We start from the raw sequence: 19,324 nt of genomic DNA, 5'->3' as shown, positions 1-19,324 counted from the left end.
GCGACAAATAAATCGCTTCTGAAAATCAGCAAACGAGCAGAGTTCTGGACGTCGACGAGCGCGCAAGCGGCTACGGCTCGTCGGAGGTGATCAGCAACGTCGGTTTTGCGCTCGGCAAAGCCGAAACCCTCGCCATCGTCGGCAAGAACGGCATGGGCAAGACCTCGCTGCTCAAGGCCATCGTCGGCTTCCTGCCGGCCTGGCGCGGCCGAGTGAAACTTGCAGGCAAGGACGTGACGCGAATAGCGCCGCATCTGAAGCGGAAGATGGGGCTGGTCTATGTTCCCCAGGAACATGCGCTGTTCCAGGACCTGTCGGTCCGCGACAATCTCAGACTTGGCGTGCTCACGGACGGTGACATGAGCGCGCGTTTCGAGCAGGTCGGAGGCTGGTTTCCGGTGCTGACCAAGCGGTTGAGCCAGCGGGCCGGCACGCTGTCCGGCGGCGAGCAGAAGATGCTGATCGTGGCGCGCGCGCTGATGGCGAAGCCCGACGTGCTGCTGCTCGACGAGGTCACGGAAGGTCTGCAGCCGTCCGTCGTCGACCGGCTGTCCGAGGTGCTGGTGCGCGTCCGACGCGAGATCGGCACCTCCATGATCGTGGTCGAGCAGCATCTTCCATTCGCGCTGTCGATCAGCGACAGATACCTCGTGTTCAAGCGCGGCGAGATCGTCGATGCCGCCGCGGTCGATCGTGACTCCGCCGCGCGCATAGACGAGCACATGCGCATCTAGCGGACCCGTCGCCGCGAGAACAGCGAGATCAGGACCGGCAGCGTGATGAGGATGACCACCGGCGCCAGCATCATGCCGGTGACCACGACGATCGCGAGCGGCTTCTGCACCTGCGAGCCGATGCCGGTCGACACCGCGGCCGGCATCAGCCCGATGCCGGCGACGACGCAGGTCATCAGCACCGGACGAAGCTGCAATTCGCCGGTGCGGATGACCGCCTCGATGCGGTCGACGCCCTCGTCGATCAGCTGGTTGAACTGCGAAAGGATGATGATGCCGTCCATCACGGCGATGCCGAACAGCGCGATGAAGCCGATCGCCGCCGACACGCTGAACGGAATGCCGGTCAAAACGAGGCCGACCACGCCGCCGAAGATCGCCATCGGGATCACGCTCATGGCGAGCAAGGTGTCGGCCATCGAGCCGAAATTGAACCACAGGAGCACGCCGATCAGTGCGAGGCTGATCGGCACCACGATCGACAGCCGTTTGATCGCGTCCTGGAGATTGCCGAACTCGCCGACCCACTCGACGCGCGAGCCCGGCGGCAGCTGCACCTGATCGGCGACCTTCTGCTGCGCCTCCTGGATCGCGCTGCCGAGGTCGCGCTCGCGCACCGAGAACTTGATCGGCAGGTAGCGCTCCTGCTGCTCGCGATAGATATAGGCTGCGCCCGAGACCAGCTTGATGGTCGCGACCTCGCTCAGCGGAATCTGGGTGATGCCGTTCGGCCCCTGCGCGCCGATGCGCAAATTCTCGATCGCCTCCGCGCTCTTGCGATATTCCGGCGCCAGACGAACGATGATCGGGAAATGCCGGTCGGAGCCGGGCTCGTAGAGATCGCCCGCAGTGTCGCCGCCGATCGCCACCTTGATGGTGGCGTTGATGTCACCGGGCGCCAGCCCGTAGCGCGCGGCCTTGGCCCGATCGATGTCGATCTGCACCGTCGGCTGGCCGAGCGAGGTGAACACCGCAAGATCGGTGACGCCCTGCACCGTCGACAGCACCTGCTTGATCTTGTTGGCGGTGTCGGTCAGCGCCTGCAGGTCATTGCCATAGAGCTTGATCGAGTTCTCGCCCTTCACGCCGGAGACGGCTTCGGAGACGTTGTCCTGCAGATACTGCGAGAAGTTGAACTCGACCCCGGGGAAGCGGTCGTCGAGCTGCTTCAACAGTTCCGCCGTGAGCTGGTCCTTGTCCTTGGTGCCTGGCCAGTCCTTCACGGGCTTCAGGGGTGCGAAGAACTCGGCATTGAAGAAGCCGGCGGCATCGGTGCCGTCATCGGGACGGCCATGCTGCGAGACGACGGCCTCGACCTCGGGACGCGCGCGGATCATCTTGCGCATCTCGTTGACGTAGGCATTGCCCTCCTGCAGCGAGATCGTCGGCGGCAGAGTCGCGCGTATCCAGAGGTTGCCCTCTTCCAGCTTCGGCAGGAATTCCAGGCCGAGCAGCCGGCCGACCACCGCGGTCAGCAGCACAAGGGCGATCGCGCCGGTCATCACCAGGTTGCGGTTGCCCACCGCCCAGCGCAGCACCGGGGCGTAGATCGCGTGCAAGAACCGCATCAGGCGCGTCTCGGTCTCCTCGACATGCGCAGGCAGGATGATGGCGCTCAGCGCCGGCGTGACCGTGAAAGTCGCGAGCAGGCCACCGGCGAGCGCGTAAGCATAGGTGCGCGCCATCGGCCCGAAGATGTTGCCCTCGACGCCGCTCAAGGTGAACAGCGGCAGGAAGGCGGCGATGATGATCGCGGCGGCGAAGAAGATCGAGCGCGACACGTCGGCGGCCGCCGACAGGATCGCGTGGCTCTTCATGCCCATCATCGTCTCCGGCGAGATGTGACTTTCCTCGGCCTCGGACAGCGGCGTGGTCTGCGTCAATCGTCGGAAGATCGCCTCCACCATGATCACCGTGGCATCGACGATCAGGCCGAAATCGATCGCGCCGACCGACAGCAGGTTGGCGGACTCGCCGCGCAGCACCAGGATGATGACGGCGAAGAACAGCGCGAAGGGAATCGTGGCGCCGACGATCAGCGCGCTTCTGAGATTGCCGAGGAACACCCACTGCAGCAGCACGATCAGGCCGATGCCGACCACCATGTTGTGCAGCACGGTGTGCGTCGTGGTGTCGATCAGGTCCTTGCGGTCGTAGATGCGTTCGATCCGCACGCCCGGCGGCAGGATCGTCGAATTGTTGATCTGGTCGACGAGCTGCTCGACGCGGGCGATGGTCGGCGAGCTCTGCTCGCCGCGGCGCATCAGCACGATGCCCTGGACGATGTCGTCATTGTTGTTCAGGCCGGCGATGCCGAGCCGCGGCTTCTCGGCCACCGTGACGTTGGCGACGTCCTTGACCAGCACCGGATTGCCGCCGCTCTGCGACACCATGGTGTTGGCGAGATCGTCCATCGAGCGGATCAGGCCGACGCCGCGCACCACGGCAGACTGGGTGCCGATCTCGACGGTGTTGCCGCCGACATTGATGTTGGAGTTGCCGACCGCCTGCAACAGCTGCGGCAGGGTCAGGCCGTTGGCGACCAGCTTGTTGAAGTCGACCTGGATCTCATAGGTCTTGGTCTTGCCGCCCCAGCCGGTAACGTCGATGACACCCGGCACGGCGCGGAAGCGCCGCTGCAGCACCCAGTCCTGCAAGGTCTTGAGGTCGAGCACGCTGTAGCCCGGCGGGCCGCGCAAGCGATAGCGATAGATTTCGCCGACCGCGCTGAGCGGCGAGATCTGTGGCGTGACATTGCCCGGCAGCGGCGACAGTTGCGACAGGCGATTCAGCACCTGCTGCAAGGCTTCGTCGTAGGTGTAGTCGAACGAAAACTGCAGCTTGACGTCGGACAGGCCGTACAACGAGATCGTCCGGATGGTGCGCAGGTTCTTGATGCCGGCGACCTGGGTCTCGATCGGGATCGTGATGTAACGCTCGATCTCCTCGGCCGAGAGGCCGGGGCTCTGCGTCACGATGTCGACCATCGGCGGGGTCGGATCGGGATAGGCCTCGATGTTGAGCTGGCGGAATGCGATCAGACCCCCGATCAGGACGGCGACGAACATTCCGACCATCAGGAAGCGCCGCTGAACGGCGATGGCGACGAGACGGTCCATTCAGATCGGCACTTTCAGGAAGGCATGCAGGAGAAGCGCATCTCAGCTGCCCGAGGCTGCGCGATCAATGAACAGGCTGCCCTTGGTGACGATCTGCTCGCCCGCGCTCAGATTGCTTTCGACCGCGACCTGGTCGCCGTTGATCAAACCGGTCTTGATCTTGCGCAGCTCGATCGACTTGTCGGGACGGGCGACCCAGACGCGGACCTGATTGCCTTCGTAGATCAGTGCCTGGCGGGGCACCGCGACCGCGGGCTGTTCGCCCGGCGAATAGATCGTCACATTGGCGAACATCTCGGGCTTCAGCAGGCCATCCTTGTTGTCGATGGTCGCGCGGACGAGCAGCCTGCGGCTCGCCGGATCGATCGAAGCGGCGACGTAGTTGATGCTGGCCTTGAGCGGTCGGCCGGGCAGCGCCAGCACGTTGACGAGAATCTCCTCGCCGATGTTCACCAGCGCCGCGTCGCTCTCGCGGACGAACGCCGTGAGCCAGACGGTGGAGAGATCGCCGATCACGAAGACCGGGTCGCTCGCGCCGGAGTTGACATATTGTCCGGGGCCGACCTTGCGCTGCACGACCGTACCGGTGATCGGCGAGTAGATCGTGATCTCGCGGTCGATCACGCCCTTGCTCTGAAAATCGGTGATCGCAGCATCCGTGAAGCCGAGGATGCGCAGCTTGTTGCGCGCCGCCTCCAGGGCCGTTTGTGACGACCGCATGTCGTTCTGGGCCTGAACGGAGGTCGCCTCCGCTTGCTGAAAATCCTTCAGCGGGATCGCCCGGCCTTCGAACAGGTCCTTGGCGCGCTTGTACTGGATATCGGCGAGGTCGAGCGCGGACTTCGCCTTGTTCATCGCGGTGATGGCGGCGATGAAATCGTTCTGGGCCTGCACGGTGTCGGCGGCCTCGATCACGAACAGCGGCTGGCCCTGGCGCACCGTCTCACCCGGGCGCGCCAGCAGCTTGGTCACGCGGCCGGCATAGGGCGAGAAAACCGGTGTCGAGCGATCCTCGTCGACGGCAACCTTGCCCTCGGTAATATGCTCGGCACGAAATATCTTCTCACACACCGGCTCGATCGTCAGCGTCGACCATTCCGCTGCCGACGGCGTAAAGGTGGTGCCGTTGCGTTTGGACTGGCTGGAGAGCTCGATATTGTCTTTCGCAGCCGTCTCCGACCGGACTTGCATGTAGCCATAGCCGCCCGCGCCGGCCATCGCCAGGGCAGCAAGGCCGATCAGCAGCCGCTTGGTGCTGAGCATCTGGGGGGATGGGTTCATGTCAGACGCCATGGCTGGTCAGATCGGCTCGCGTGATCGGTCGACGATTCCGGCTCTGGCGGTCTCATCGTCGCGCTAATAGTGCGGAACTGGAGCTTTAAACAACCTAAAAATCGCCCAACCCGCCTCTGTTTTGCTTTAAAAATTTGAAAGTTGAACGACAGCCGTTCAGCTTGCATTCAGTTGGTTTTGGACAATGGCGCTTTTCTTCGCGACGCACCATGACGTCGTCTGAGCATAGGGGATCGCCGGGACGATGTCCCGACTTCACAAGCCAACCTCTGCGGGTACGCGCCTACCCCCGGCTTCGGAGCCATGTTTCACACGTGCGCGGCGGGTCTGACCGATCCTGGTGCGAGAGAGATGGTGACACGGTGCATCGCGGGTCTCCGAGATTCATCAATTGCGCAATGAACATTGGAACGCCGCCTCGCGGCGCGGATGCGTTCGAGTTGTGCTGACCGTTTCACCCTCTCGTGAGGAGGGCGCAGGGAAGGCCAGGCGCCGACTGACGCCTGCGGCCCGCCTGCGAAAAGAATGCAGGCGGCAGGTACCACAGGTGCAGCCGAGATCACCCGGCCTTCCCTGCGCGACGGTTTTCACGCTTATACGCAGTCTCCCTGGTGCGCCGGGCTTTTTGGCCACCATCATCCGCGCGGCGCGCCAGCGCCGTCGCGAACTTGACACCAGCATCGGGGTGCCAGGACGCTGCGACTTCACGTCCGCGCCATGCCGTTCGTCGGCGTGCATGACGCACGCTGCGGCACAAACACGGCCATCGCTCCCCGCCCCGCGTGTCGTGACGATCGCGCGCAACGCCCCTTCATGGAGCGGGATGCGCGGAATAAAGCACAATTTCTGAAAAAAAGAAATTGGAATTTTTAGGCGGGTGCTGAAATGTCGTGGGACGTTTGGATCGCGTCGCTACGCTTGCGATGATAGTGAGCGTCGTACTCGCGGCCAGTAGGCACGTCGCGACGAGCGATGCGCGGCGCGTCTTTGCCCACTCTACGAATTCACACTCCCTCAATGGAAATCCCGCGAGCGCGGCAGGATGCGGACGTTGCGGGGGTGGCTGACGCGCTGGGAGGGAGTGTCGGGATGATCGCGGCGGTCGTCGTTGAGCGGCTCGACGGGCATCGGGCCGTGCGGCACGGCGCCGAGGCGGTCGTCCGACAGCAAGGTGAGATCGGCGCTGCGGTCGACCAGGCGCTCGGCGACGAGATGGACCACTTTCTCCGGGCTGCTCTGGATGCGGCCTTCGACCAGCACCAGGCGCGCGCCCATGACCTCCTTGCGGAAGGTCTCCATCACCTTCGGCCACACCACGATGTTGGCGATGCCGGTCTCGTCCTCCAGGGTCATGAACACGACGCCCTTGGCGCTGCCCGGCCGCTGCCGCACCAGCACCACGCCGGCGCACCGGACGCGACGGCGGTCGTTGGCATCATTGACGTCGCAGCAGGCCAGCACGCCTTCGGCAGCGAAACGCTCGCGCAGGAACTCCATCGGGTGCCCCTTCAACGACAGGCGGATGGTCTGATAGTCCGCGACGACGTGCTCCGGTAGAGGCATCTCGGGCAGGGGCCTGGCGCCCTCGTCCGGCTGCTCGCGGGCGATGGCAGCCTCGAACAGCGGCAGCGGCACGTCGTCGGGCAGCCGGCGCACGGCCCAGAGCGCGGCGCGACGGTCGAGCCCGAGCGAGCGGAACGCATCGGCATCGGCCAGCAGCAGCAGCGCGCGCTTGGGCAGAGCGGTGTCGCGAGCGAAGTCTTCCAGCGAGGTGAAGGGGCCGCGGCCGCGCGCCCGGATGATGCGGTCGGCCCAGTCGTCCTCGCGGTCGAAGATGTCGGCTTGTGTCTCGTTATCGTTGCGGGGCGATGCGTTTGCATGCTCTCCAAATGCACCAAGCGTTTGCGAGTTAGAAACAACTCCACCCACGCCGTCATTCCGGGGCGCCCGGAGGGCGAGCCCGGAATCCATAACCACGATCGGGAGTATGGATTCCGGGCTCGCGCTGCGCGCGCCCCGGAATGACGATGGGGAGAGAGCCTCCCCAGCACCTTTTGAAGATGTTGGAGCAGGCTGCGCCTTCCTCCGCAGCGCCTCCGACAATTTCCTGATCCGCTCCTCGTCGCGGTCGATCCAGCGGAAGCCGTCGATCTGGCGGAAGCCGAGGCGAACGGCGCAGTATTTGCCACCCATTTCCTCCAGCGTGTTGTCGGCGAAGCTGTAGGACACGTCGATGTTGCGGATCTCGACGCCGTTCTTGCGGGCGTCGCCGACGATCTGGGCCGGCGCATAGAAACCCATCGGCTGCGAGTTCAAGAGCGCGCAGCAGAACGCGTCGGGGTGGAAGCATTTCAGCCAGGACGAGACATAGACGAGCTGGGCGAAGCTCGCGGCATGGCTTTCCGGAAAGCCGTAGGAACCAAAGCCCTTGATCTGGTCGAAGCAGCTCTTGGCGAAAGCGGGATCGTAGCCGCGCGCGATCATGCTGCTGACCATCTTCTCTTCATAAGAGCCGATGGTGCCGACGTTGCGGAAGGTCGCCATCGCGCGGCGCAGGCCGTTGGCCTCCTCGGGCGAGAATTTGGCGGCTTCGATCGCGATCCGCATCGCCTGCTCCTGGAACAAGGGCACGCCGAGCGTCTTGTGCAGCACCTTGTAGAGCTCATCCGCCGGGCCGTGATCCGGCGACGGCGACGGATAGCTCACCTTCTCCAGTTTGTTGCGGCGGCGCAGATAGGGATGCACCATGTCGCCCTGGATCGGCCCGGGCCGGACGATCGCGACCTCGATGACGAGATCATAGAAGGTGCGCGGCTTCAGCCGCGGCAGCATGTTCATCTGCGCGCGGCTCTCGACCTGGAACACGCCGAGCGACTCGCCTCGCTGCAGCATCCGGTAGACTTCGTTGTCGTCCTCCGAGCGGATATCGGAGAGCACGTATCGCTTGCCCTTGTGATCGGCGATCAGGTCGAAGCATTTGCGGATGCAGGTCAGCATGCCCAGCGCGAGCACGTCGACCTTCATCATCGACAACGCATCGACGTCGTCCTTGTCCCACTCGATGAAGGTGCGGTCGTCCATCGCGGCATTGCCGATCGGGACGTAACTATCAAGTCTATCCTGCGTCAGCACGTAGCCGCCGACATGCTGCGACAGATGACGCGGGAAGGTGATCAGCTCCGATGCCAGCTCCACGGCGCGGCGGATCATCGGATTGGCGGGATCGAGCCCGGCCTGGCGCACCTGCATGTCGGAGAGGCCGTCGCCCCAGCTGCCCCACACGGTGTCGGCGAGCACCGAGGTGACGTCCTCGGTCAGGCCCAGCGCCTTGCCGACGTCGCGAATGGCGCTGCGCGGACGATAATGGATGACAGTGGCGATGATCGCCGCGCGGTGCCGTCCGTAGCGGCGATAGACATATTGCATCACCTCCTCGCGTCGCGAATGCTCGAAATCGACGTCGATATCGGGCGGCTCCAGCCGCTCCTTGGAGATGAAGCGCTCGAACAGCAGATCGATCTTGGTCGGATCGACCGAGGTGATGCCGAGCACGTAGCACACGGCCGAGTTCGCCGCTGAGCCGCGGCCCTGGCACAGGATGCCTTGGCTGCGGGCGTAGCGCACGATGTCGTGAACCGTGAGGAAGTAATGCGCGTAGTTGAGCTCGGCGATCAGCGCCAGCTCCTTGTCGAGGACAGCGCGCAGTTTGTCATCGAGATGGTCGCCGAAATAGGTCTTGGCGCCGACCCAGGTCAAATCCTGCAGCTGCCCCTGCGCGGTCTTGCCCGGCGGCACCGGCTCGTCGGGATATTGATATTTGAGCTGGTCGAGCGAGAACACGATGCGGTCGGTGAAACGGAGGGTCTCGGTCACGGCGTCGGGGTGGTCACGGAACAGCCGCGCCATCTCGTGTCCCGGCTTGAGATGGCGCTCGGCATTGGCCTGGAGCCTTCGGCCGATGGCCTCGATCGAGGCTTTCTCGCGGATGCAGGTCAGCACATCCTGCAGCATCCGCTGTCGAGGATGATGATAGAGCACGTCATTGGTGGCGATCAGCGGCACCTTGCTTGAAGCTGCGAGGCGCGACAGCCGCGCCAGCCGGCGCCGATCGTCGCCGCGATACAGCAGGCTGCCGGCCAGCCACACGCCTTCGGCGGGACTGTCTTTCAGCCGCGTGAGAATGGTGGTGAGCGCGGCTTCGTCGAAGCGATGCGGCGGCATCAGCACCAGCAACTGTCCCTCGATGAACTCAAACAGGTCCTCGAAGCTCAGGCGGCAATCACCCTTGGCGACCTTGTCCGCGTCACTGCCGCGCTTGCCGCGGGTGAGCAGCTGGCACAGCCGGCCGTAGGCCGCGCGGTCGCACGGATAGACCAGGATGTCCGGCGTGCCGCAGGTGAACACCAGCCGCGCGCCGTAGAGCAGCTTCGGCTTGTAGCTGAGCCGGTCGTTATTCAGCTCGCTATAGGCGCGCACGACGCCGGCCAGCGTGTTGTGGTCGGCGATGCCGATGGCGGTGAGGCCATATTCGGCGGCCTGGTGCACATAGTCCTGCGGATGCGAACCACCATGCAGGAAGGAGAAATTGGTGGTGACGCCGATCTCGGCATAGGGGATGGGAGTCATGGCGCGGCTGCGAAGGCTGGGGCGGCGCGTTGCCCATGCGATACGAAAGACAGCCCCTCACCAAGCGGCTTGCGCAGCTGCCCACCCTCCCCTGGAGGGGGAGGGTCGACGCGCGCACAGCGCGCGGCGGGGTGGGGTGAGCCCAGCAACCGGTCGTCATTGGGCCCGCTCTTCTCAGCCGTGCGTGAGTTGGCTTCGACGAGCACCGCAGGTGCGGATGGTCCGTCACCCCACCCCGGCTCGCATGCGCGCATGCGAGCCGACCCTCCCCCTCCAGGGGAGGGTGAGCAGCGAGATCGCCGCGAGAGATGTGCGATCCCGGCCCTCATGCGAACAGGCCATGCATGTACCAGGCGGGCTGCACCGGCAGGCCCTCCGGCTGCTCGAACTCACGATCATACAACCCGTCGCGATAGAGCCAGAAGCGCAGGCCGTGCTCGTCCTCGACGCGGAAATAATCGCGCGTGAGGCCCTGCCCGTCCGGCCGCCACCATTCCATCGCGATGCGCTCCGGGCCCTCGGCGCGGACCACGGCATGCGCGGCACGGCGCCAGACGAAGCGCGCGGGCGGGCCGTCCGGCACGCCGGCAATGACCTGGATCGCCTCGGGGTGCGCGAACAGCCGCAGAGGTCGCAGCGGCGGCTCGCCCTCGGCGCGCTCCGGCCAGGCGGCAGCAGTGGCGGCGGCGAGATTTTGCTGCGCCGGCAGCGGCAGCGCCACGCGCTCCGGAACATGGGTATCGACCGGCAGATGCACGACCACGCGCTTGCCGCCGATGCGCGCGGCGATGCGGTCGATCAGTGCCGACAGCTCGTCATTGTCGTGGACATGGGCATCGAGATCGCGCTGCTGCTGCACCACGATCTCGCTGCGGCCAGCAGCGAGCCGGATCATGTCGAAGCCGAAGCCGGGATCGAGCGGATCGTTCAGCGCCTCGAGCCGCTCGCGGAACAGCCGGTCGATGATTGCGGCCTCGGTGACCGGCTGGCCGGTGTCGACCGTGATCACGCGCACCATTCCATCGGTGCGGAAGAAGCAGGCCTCCAGCCGCCGCGCGCCCTTACCCTGCTGCGCCATCGCCGCCACCAGCATCGCGGCCAGACGGGAGAGGCTGGCCGCAATCACCGTGTCGGTCGCGACCGGCTCGGCAAAACGCTTGTCGACGATGTAGTCCGGCGGGACCTTGCGCGGGCTGATCGGCGCATCGGCCTCGCCCAGCGCCTGCGCCAGCACGCGGGTGAAGGCGGCGCCGAACCGCGCGGTGATCTCGTTGCGGCCGCGCGCGGCGACGTCACCGATGGTCTTGAGGCCGGCTCGGCGCAGGCCGAGCGTAATGGCCTCGCTGCCGCCGAGGGCGGCCACCGGCAGCGGCGCCACCGCGGCCGCCTCCTCGCCGTCGGACACGATGCGGCCATGCACCTGGCGGTTCAGTGTACGCGCACAGACGGCGTTGGAGGCGATCGCCGCCGACACAATGAGGCCATGCGCGGTCAGCGCGTCGCAGACCGACTGCATCAGCCTAGCTTCGCCGCCGAACAGATGCACGCAGCCGGTGATGTCGAGCGACAACCCATGCGGCGGGTCGAGCGCCACCAGCGGCGTGAAGCGGTCGCACCAGTCGGCGATGCTCTCCAGCATCTTTGCATCAGCCGCCAAATCGGCTTCGTGCGCGACGAGGTCGGGACAGACCGCGCGGGCATTCGCCAAGGGCTGGTCGAGCGACACACCGTGGCACGCCGCCGCTTCGTCCAGCGCATGGATCAAGAGCGCATTGGCGTCCTTGATGACGACGACCTGCGGCTTGCTCTCAGGCGGAGCGCCTGTGAGTGCCCGCTGTCTTTTGATGCGATCGATGGGCAGGCGCGGCAGCCACAGGCTGAGGATCCGCCGCCGGTTCGCTGAAACGGCATGCATCGGGGGTCCACTCCATGATCCATCGTCCGGTCTGGCCGTGACGGTTGCGAATGAGCTCGGCATCGAGGCGCGGCGCGCCCCACGCCATCCAGGGCGCCGAGGGCAGCGACGGCGCGGTTCGCACGATCCAGCGCGTCTCCGCGGTCGACGGCTCGGGCGCAGCCGCAATGCGCAACATGAGCGCGGTGACGCCGGATTCCTGCGCCGCCAGGGTCAGCTTGCGGCTGGCGACGAGATCGAGCTTTTGCGTCTCGCCCCACACCTCCAGCATCACGCTGCCGAGCGCATCGCAGGCGAGCGCGTCGGCGGCGGTGCGCAAGGCGTGGTCGAGATCGGGCGCGCGCACGATGACGATGCGGCGCGGATCGAGGCCGAGCTCGGCGAGCCCGCTCATCGACAGCGCGCCCATCTCGCGCTCGGCGAAATCCTGCCGGATCCAGATCAGGGGCCGGCGCGCGGCGACACGCGCGGCAAGCCCGCACAGGAAGCCGGTCGCGGCTACCGCCTGGCGGCCGGTCTCGGCGAACACCTCGTGCAGCGCGCCGGTGGCGAGTCCGCCTTGCAGGGTTGCATCCACCTCGTCATGGCCGAGCGCGACCCGGCGCAGGTCGTGTGCGCCATCGGCCACTTCGAGACGGGCAATGCGGCCGCGCAATTGCGCGAGCGTGTCCATGCGTGCGCCGGTCATCCGTCGCCGCTCCTTTCAATCCATCGTGCCGGCGCTGCCGTTCTGTGCAGGGAAGCGAAAAACGAACTTGGCAGTGAACCCGCGACGACCCTCTTTGTTCATGATACGTTCTAATATAAAGCTAACGCCGGACGATGAGTCAATCGGGATTGCCCCGGGTGTGATTCAGGCAATGGAATCAAAGGGATTCGAACGCATGGAGCTGTTGCGCAAACTGGAGATCCTGGCCGATGCCGCCAAGTACGACGCGTCCTGCGCCTCCAGCGGTACCGAGATGCGGGATTCCCGCGACGGCAAGGGGCTCGGCTCGACCTCGCCCGGCATGGGCATCTGCCATTCCTATGCGCCGGACGGACGCTGCATCTCGCTGCTCAAGATTCTGCTGACCAATGCCTGCAACTTCGACTGCCTGTATTGCGTCAACCGCGCCTCCTCCAACGTGGCCCGCGCGCGCTTCACGGTCGACGAGGTGGTGAAGCTGACCATCGACTTCTATCGCCGCAACTACATCGAGGGGCTGTTCCTGTCGTCGGGCATCATCCGCAGCCCCGACTACACGATGGAGCAGGTCGTGAGCGTCGCGCGCAAATTGCGCGAGGAGCATCGCTTCCGCGGCTACATCCATCTGAAGACGATTCCGGAGGCTGACGAGGCGCTGATCGCCGAGGCCGGCCGCTATGCCGACCGGCTCAGCATCAACATCGAGACGCCGCTGGAGGCGAGCCTGACGACGCTCGCGCCGGAGAAGGACCAGCGCGCCATCCGCCGCACCATGGGCCGTCTCCGGCTCAAGCTCGACGAGACGGCGGAGGCGAAGAAGACGGTGCGCCGGGCCAAGCCGCCGCGCTTCGCGCCGGCCGGCCAGAGCACGCAGATGATCGTCGGCGCCGACGACGCCAACGACCGCGTCATCCTGTCGACCTCGGCCAATCTCTACGGCGCCTACAAGCTCAAGCGCGTCTATTACTCCGCCTTCAGCCCGATCCCCGATGCCAGCCGCGCGCTACCGCTGCAGGCGCCGCCCCTGGTGCGCGAGCACCGGCTGTACCAGGCCGACTGGCTGATGCGGTTCTACGGCTTCGATGCCGACGAGATCGTCGAGGAGAACGAAGGCATGCTGCCGCTCGACATCGACCCCAAGCTCGCCTGGGCCTTGCGCCACCGCGACCGCTTCCCGCTCGACATCAACACAGCAAGCCGCGAGGAGCTGTTGCGCGTGCCCGGCTTCGGCACCCGCACCGTGCAGCGCATCCTCGCCACCCGCCGCACCACCACGATCCGGTTTGCGGATCTGGCCCGGCTCAACGTTGTCCGGAACAAGGTCTTGCCGTTCATCGTTCTCTCCGACCACCGGCCACAGCCGTCCCTGCTCGACGGTGCCAGCCTCAGAGCCCGGCTGCGGCCCAAACCGCAGCAGCTGGGATTCGGATTCTAACGGAAACCGTCATCGCGAGCGCAGTGACATAGCTGCCGTCATTCCGGGGCGCCTCGAAGAGGCGAACCCGGAATCTCGAGATTCCGGGTCTGGTCCTTCGGACCATCCCGGAATGACGCGGCGGCTTCGCTCGCAATGACGAGAGAGATGAGATGCACGTCGTAACCCTCGACAGCGACACTGATTTCGACGGCTGGCGTCAGGCGGCGCGGGCGCTGGCGATGAACGACGTCAAGCCGGCCGATGTCAGCTGGCGCGTCAAGGGCGCGGCGCCCGACCTGTTCGACGATCAGGCCGACACGCAGCTTCCCGAGGTGCCAAAGGGCGCGTTCTCAGTGCCGGCGAGCTTCATGGAGCTCGCCGAGAGCGCGATTCTGCACAATGATCCCAACCGCTTCGCCCTGCTCTACCGGCTGCTGTGGCGTCTGCGGACCAACCACGATCTCATGGAGATCGCGACCGATCCTGATGTCGCGCAGGCCAACGCGCTCGCCCGGGCCGTGCGCCGCGACGTCCACAAGATGCACGCCTTCGTCCGCTTCCGCGAGGTCGGCCGCGAGCGCGAGGCGCGCTACGTCGCCTGGTTCGAGCCGGAGCACCACATCGTCGAGCGCGCCGCGCCGTTCTTCGCCCGCCGCTTCGCCGACATGCCGTGGTCGATCCTGACGCCCAAACTCTGTGCGCATTGGGACGGCAGCCGCGTCAGCTTCACGCCCGGTGTGAGCAAGGCTGAAGCGCCGTCGGAGGACCGGCTCGAAGAGGTCTGGCTGCGTTATTACGCCAGCATTTTCAATCCGGCACGGCTGAAAGTGAAGGCGATGGAGAAGGAGATGCCGAAGAAATATTGGCAGAACCTGCCCGAGGCCAAGCTGATCCAGCCGCTGATCGCGGCAGCCAGCCGGCGCACGTCATCGATGATCGCCGAAGCCGGCACTGAACCCCACAAGCCGCAGAAACGCGTCGAGGAGACCGCGATGAGCCGCAAGCCGAAAGCCCACGCACCGGCTGCCGAGACCTCACGTGATGTCGAGGCCGCCGATCTTGAGACCTTGCGCGAAGAAGCCGCTTCCTGCCGCGCCTGCCCGCTGTGGAAGGACGCCACGCAAACCGTGTTCGGCGAAGGCCCCGCGCATGCGCCGCTGATGCTGGTCGGCGAGCAGCCCGGCGACAAGGAGGATCTCGCCGGCCATCCCTTCGTCGGCCCGGCCGGCCAGATGCTGGACCGCGCGCTTGAAGAGGCCGGCATCGACCGGTCCAAGGTCTACGTCACCAATGCGGTGAAGCACTTCAAGTTCGTGCCGCGCGGCAAGATCCGGCTGCACCAGAAGCCGAACACGCCGGAGATCAAGGCCTGCCGGCAATGGTACGAGCGCGAGCTCGCCGCCGTGCGTCCGGCGCTGGTGGTGGCGATGGGCGCGACCGCCGTGCAAGCGGTGTTCGGCAAGATCACGCAGGTCACCAAGAACCGCGGTCATGTCGCCGACCTGCCCGACGGCCCCAAGGCGATGGTGACGGTGCACCCGTCCTACCTGCTGCGGCTGCCGGATGCCGACGCCAAGGCGCGGGAGTATGAGCGCTTCGTCGAGGACCTGAAGATTGCCGCGGCCGCGATCAAGCGCGCACATGCGGCGTGACGGGCCGGCATGGCCTCGACCGGGCCGCCCCCACGCGACAACGGGGCCTCAGGATTTGCGCGACGTGTAGACGTGCTCACGCAGCAAGGCCTGGATCAGCGCTGCTCGGTCGGGAAAGCCGAGCGACACCGCCACGTCCGTCTCGTCCCGGTCGGGTGCGCCGGCCTGCATCGCGGGCAGGTATCTCGCCATCAGCTCGCCCTCGCTGAGGCCATAGTCCGCCGGACTGCCACCGCCGTCGAGTTCCGTCTGCTTCAGCACGTCGCATTTGTCGCGCGCGCGCGCCAGCAGATCCTCGAAATGGCCGTCGATCCGCGCCCAGTCGGCCAGCGCATTCAGGGCCGAGCCGTTGAGCCCCTTCCTGAACGATCGAATGCGCGCCTCGTCCAGCATCAGCTCCAGAAATTCCGACCGGGTCAGGCGGTTGCGCGCGATCCATGCCTCGAGCTCGGCCGGGTCCATCAAATCCCTGCTCTGCCGAAACCGGATGATCTCCGCGCTCAGCGCTTGGGCGTCGACCCTGATGCCGCGGCGCTTCGCCTCCGATGCCGCGAGAAATCGCGCGATCGCCTTGTCGGACAGGTCGCTGCCGCGCACGGCCAGCAGGCGCAGCTCGTCCAGCAGGTGCGGCGTTCCGTCCGGCATCACCGTCTCGCGCGCTGCGGCCGCCGAACGCTGCGCGTCCTGCATCAGGCCGTCCCATAGCTGGGTGTGCTCGAAGGCGTAATCGACCGCCTTGGGCACCGTGTCTCCGGCAAACCGGCGCCGCATCGTCTGCAGCATCTCCAGCGCATCCTCGCGCTTCTGGTCGACGCGGTGATCCGGCAGCCACGCCTCCAGCGCGTCGATCTCCTGCGCGGCCAGGCTGCCGTCGGACCGCGCGCCCTGCAGCAGCGCCGGGTAGCTGCGCTCGGGATAGAAGCTCGCCTTGCCGAGCGCCTCCAGGACCAGGCGGGACGCCTCCGAGATCACGCCATGGTCGACCGCCTTCTGCAGGGTGAAGCGGATGTTGACCAGCGGCTCGGACAGCGCGGGAAAGCCGAGCTCAGCCGGTCCGTGAATCAGGGCGACCTCGTCGTCGGCCTCGAACACGCCGTCGCGATACGCCGCGAACACCTTGCCGACGCCTTCCATGCCGAACGCGTGCAGCTCGGCCGCGCGCAGCGCGCCCATGCTGGCGCTGCCGAACACGTGGATGCCGTTGGCCATCGCCCACAGGATCTCCTTGTGCCACACCGAGGGCACCTGCTCGAAATAGCCGTCGATGATTCCGATCGCCGCAGGCTTCGCCAGCGCGGCACGATAGACGTCGCCCTGCTGCACCGGCGGGAGATACTCGGCCTCCAATTCGAGCGCCGCGTCGCGCGGATGCAGCGTCGGCCCGGTGAATACGATGCACGTCATAGCGGATGCCCCGATGGCTGATGCCGCGAGATCTGATCGCCGGCGAACGCCCGCGCTCTGCGCCCCGGGCTGTAGTCAGGATTCTTGTCGAAGGTTTCGAGCCCCGGAATGATGATCCTCACCACGGGGATCTCGAACCTGCTCTTGGTGAGATCGACCGCAATCACCTGCCGGACACCGGCGGATTGCAGCCGTTCGAGAACCACGGCGAGATCATCGTTGAACGTCTCCGCTGCCAGCGACGGAGTTTCGCGCAGGCTTCGCGTCGGCGGGCTGTTTCGCAGCAGCGCCCGCTGCTCGCCGAGAAACTGTGCGGCCAATGCCTTCTCGTCATATTCCTCGCGGAACACGTCGTCGCGCGCGCCCGCGATCAGCGTCAGCCGGCTCTGCGCGGCTTCCGTCAGCGCCCGCAGGAAGGCGATCTCTGGCGACAGATGCGCGCCCATGCCCAACGCCGCGTAGAGATCCCGCCCCAGCTCCTCGTCACGATCGAAGATCAGGCACTGGCAGGCGGCGAGCCCGACATCGGAGCTGATGTCCCACGCCACGACCTCGAGGCCCGCGCGCTCGCACATCTCCAGGAGCCGCCGGTTGCCTTCGTCCTGAACCGTCTCGAGCGCGACGCGCCGGCTCTGCTGCTCGTCCGGACTGCGGAGGTGCCAGAGCGTGGTCGCATCGCGCTCCACGACCTCGCAGATGCCGTGCAGGACCGCCTCGATCAGCTGGTTGCCGGACGCCAGCCCGTTCGACGACGAGATGAAGCTGCCGGCCGGCATCTCCGGCCGCGAGGTCGACAGGTTCACCATCTCGAACGGCACCCAGACGTCGGCATCGGCCATGAGATCGCGCCCTTCGATCCACAGCATCTGCAGATCGGGATGGAAACGCCCGCCGGCGATCAGCGGCAAGTCCGCCACGTCGACCACCTCATGGTCGCTGATCAGCTCGGCATAGGTCGCAAGCTTCAGCGGCAATGTGATCGTCTCGGCGTGAAACAGCTCGATCGATTCCATCACGCCCGACGCCTTCGCAGCATCCAGGGTCAGCCCCTTGCCCTGCGACACCGAGACCGAGCGCGAGTTCGGCCGGCAGACCATGGTGACGGGAATGCCGACGCGGTCGAGACCCGTGACGTCAGCAATGCGCGTGATTCCCATTTCTCCCAGGAACGGACGCACCCGCTCGACCGTCTGCGACGGCGGCACCGACCGCTGAGTTCCCCATCGAAAGCTCTTCGGGACCGGACGCGCCAGACGATCCCGATGCAGTGCCGTTCCATTCGCCATCCGCAGCCTCCACACTCAACCGCCGCTGACGTCGTCGCATCAGCCCGCACGGCGGACATCGGCAAAGGCGCCGACCACGACGTTCTGCATCTCCTCGATCGTCTTCTGCACGTCGGCGTCGACCACCGACGAAAACTCCGCGATGCTGTCGAGCAGCGGCTGCCTGCAGAAGCCGCGTAGGCAGAGCTGGATGCGCTTCATCGCGACGCCCTGCTCGAACGCGCCGGACTGCATCGCCAGGCTCCAGAAGTGCAGCAGGCCGTACCAGACGAAACAGGCCTGTAGAAAGGACGGAAACGGCAGCCGGCTGCCGCTCCAGGGCGAGGTGATGCGCGGCAGCGAGCCCTTCGCCGTCGAATCGAGGAACCAGGGCTGTTCCTGCTCCTGCATGTAGAGCAGCGCGTGGATGCCCTCATGGACAAGCGCATCGGCGATGTGGGACTCGTCGATCTCGGGAAGATGCGGGTTGGCGAGGAAGGTGCGGCCGATGTAGTAGCCGTTCGATCCTGACGAGAAGCTGCCCGGGCTCTCCGGATCCTTCTGCAGGATGAGCGCGATGTTGAAGCGCGCCACGAAGCGGGGAAGCCCCGCTTCGGTCCGTTCGAGCGCCGCCCGCGACCGGCGCAGCAGATCATGCAGCCGGTCGATTTCGTCCTCGGAGAACGGCGGGCGCTGCGGCGGGACCGGCCGGTCCTGGCCGGACAGATCCACCTTGACCGCATGCGGGCTGCCGTAATCGGTCACGGGCATGCCCTCGATCTGCGGCCAGATGCAGGCGCCGTCACGCCGATAGCCGCGATCGCCGAGCGCGGTCCACACCTCCCGATCGGCGGTGATCTCGAGTCCCTGGCGCAAGGCCTCAGCCACGAATGAATCGCGCAGAAATCGTCCCTTGTCCTCGGCGTACCGGCCCGGCGCCGACAGCAGACGGAACGAGGTCTCGGGGGCATCGAGAACCCGCATGAAGCCGTCGTCCGCCACGCGATCCATCAGGCTGCGCAGCTCGTCCCCGCCCGCAGGGTCGTCGCGGCCGATCTCGCCGAGGGCTTCGCCCAGCTTCTGCGCGAGCCGGTCGCCATAGGTCGCAAGCACGCCGTCACACACCGCCTCGTAGTCATTCCAGCGCAGAACGTCAGGCATCAGGGTGATCGTCATCGTGCGCACTCCTTCCACGTTCCACTCTCGACCAC

General features: G+C 66.0%; 11 protein-coding genes. 3 read left to right on the top strand and 8 right to left on the bottom strand.

The window, feature by feature from the left end:
- The first annotated feature begins 86 nt into the window (after positions 1 to 86).
- A complete protein-coding gene (locus tag ACQR0U_RS17210) occupies positions 87 to 734 on the top strand; it encodes a branched-chain amino acid ABC transporter ATP-binding protein (RefSeq protein WP_434843524.1) in 648 nt (215 codons plus the stop codon).
- Here the strand turns inward: ACQR0U_RS17210 and ACQR0U_RS17205 are convergent.
- The 5 genes from ACQR0U_RS17205 to ACQR0U_RS17185 form a co-directional block, all read right to left on the bottom strand.
- The gene (locus ACQR0U_RS17205; protein ID WP_315749273.1) at positions 731 to 3,853 is read right to left on the bottom strand and encodes an efflux RND transporter permease subunit; all 3,123 of its coding nucleotides are present in this window, start codon (positions 3,851 to 3,853) and stop codon (positions 731 to 733) included. The two genes, ACQR0U_RS17210 and ACQR0U_RS17205, sit on opposite strands and share 4 nt — an antisense overlap.
- Positions 3,854 to 3,895: 42 nt before the next feature.
- A complete protein-coding gene (locus ACQR0U_RS17200) occupies positions 3,896 to 5,134 on the bottom strand; it encodes an efflux RND transporter periplasmic adaptor subunit (protein ID WP_409999221.1) in 1,239 nt (412 codons plus the stop codon).
- A 1,026-nt stretch (positions 5,135 to 6,160) separates the two neighbouring features.
- The gene (locus ACQR0U_RS17195; RefSeq protein WP_434843525.1) at positions 6,161 to 9,772 is read right to left on the bottom strand and encodes an error-prone DNA polymerase; all 3,612 of its coding nucleotides are present in this window, start codon (positions 9,770 to 9,772) and stop codon (positions 6,161 to 6,163) included.
- A gap of 325 nt (positions 9,773 to 10,097) precedes the next feature.
- Positions 10,098 to 11,687 carry a Y-family DNA polymerase gene (locus ACQR0U_RS17190; protein WP_434843526.1) on the bottom strand — a complete coding sequence of 530 codons (1,590 nt, stop codon included), beginning with the start codon at positions 11,685 to 11,687 and terminating at the stop codon, positions 10,098 to 10,100.
- On the bottom strand, positions 11,581 to 12,375 hold the full coding sequence (locus tag ACQR0U_RS17185; protein ID WP_434843527.1) for an ImuA family protein: 795 nt from the start codon (positions 12,373 to 12,375) through the stop codon (positions 11,581 to 11,583). Before ACQR0U_RS17185 ends, ACQR0U_RS17190 begins: the two co-directional genes overlap by 107 nt.
- A 196-nt stretch (positions 12,376 to 12,571) precedes the next feature.
- On the opposite strand from ACQR0U_RS17185, the gene ACQR0U_RS17180 reads away from it, so the two are divergent.
- Positions 12,572 to 13,810, top strand: a complete 1,239-nt coding sequence (locus tag ACQR0U_RS17180) for a putative DNA modification/repair radical SAM protein (RefSeq protein WP_434843528.1) — start codon at positions 12,572 to 12,574, stop codon at positions 13,808 to 13,810.
- 152 nt (positions 13,811 to 13,962) lie between these two features.
- Entirely contained in the window at positions 13,963 to 15,444 is a 1,482-nt protein-coding gene (locus ACQR0U_RS17175; protein WP_434843529.1) for a UdgX family uracil-DNA binding protein, read from the top strand.
- Positions 15,445 to 15,492: 48 nt separating this feature from the next.
- Here ACQR0U_RS17175 and ACQR0U_RS17170 read toward each other — a convergent pair whose 3' ends face one another.
- The 3 genes from ACQR0U_RS17170 to ACQR0U_RS17160 are packed head-to-tail and all read right to left on the bottom strand — an operon-like array spanning position 15,493 to position 19,289.
- Positions 15,493 to 16,848, bottom strand: coding sequence for a TfuA-like protein (locus ACQR0U_RS17170; RefSeq protein ID WP_434843530.1), 1,356 nt, complete (start codon positions 16,846 to 16,848; stop codon positions 15,493 to 15,495).
- Positions 16,845 to 18,134, bottom strand: a complete 1,290-nt coding sequence (locus ACQR0U_RS17165) for a YcaO-like family protein (RefSeq protein WP_315714874.1) — start codon at positions 18,132 to 18,134, stop codon at positions 16,845 to 16,847. Before ACQR0U_RS17165 ends, ACQR0U_RS17170 begins: the two co-directional genes overlap by 4 nt.
- A gap of 39 nt (positions 18,135 to 18,173) precedes the next feature.
- A complete protein-coding gene (locus tag ACQR0U_RS17160; RefSeq protein ID WP_316202244.1) occupies positions 18,174 to 19,289 on the bottom strand; it encodes an aKG-HExxH-type peptide beta-hydroxylase in 1,116 nt (371 codons plus the stop codon).
- Positions 19,290 to 19,324 lie beyond the last annotated feature (35 nt).

The sequence above is a fragment of the Bradyrhizobium sp. HKCCYLRH3097 genome, from assembly GCF_051167875.1.
Taxonomy (GTDB): Bacteria; Pseudomonadota; Alphaproteobacteria; order Rhizobiales; family Xanthobacteraceae; genus Bradyrhizobium.
The sequence above is the reverse complement of the archived record's forward strand: the minus strand, read 5'-3'. Positions and strand labels throughout refer to the sequence as shown.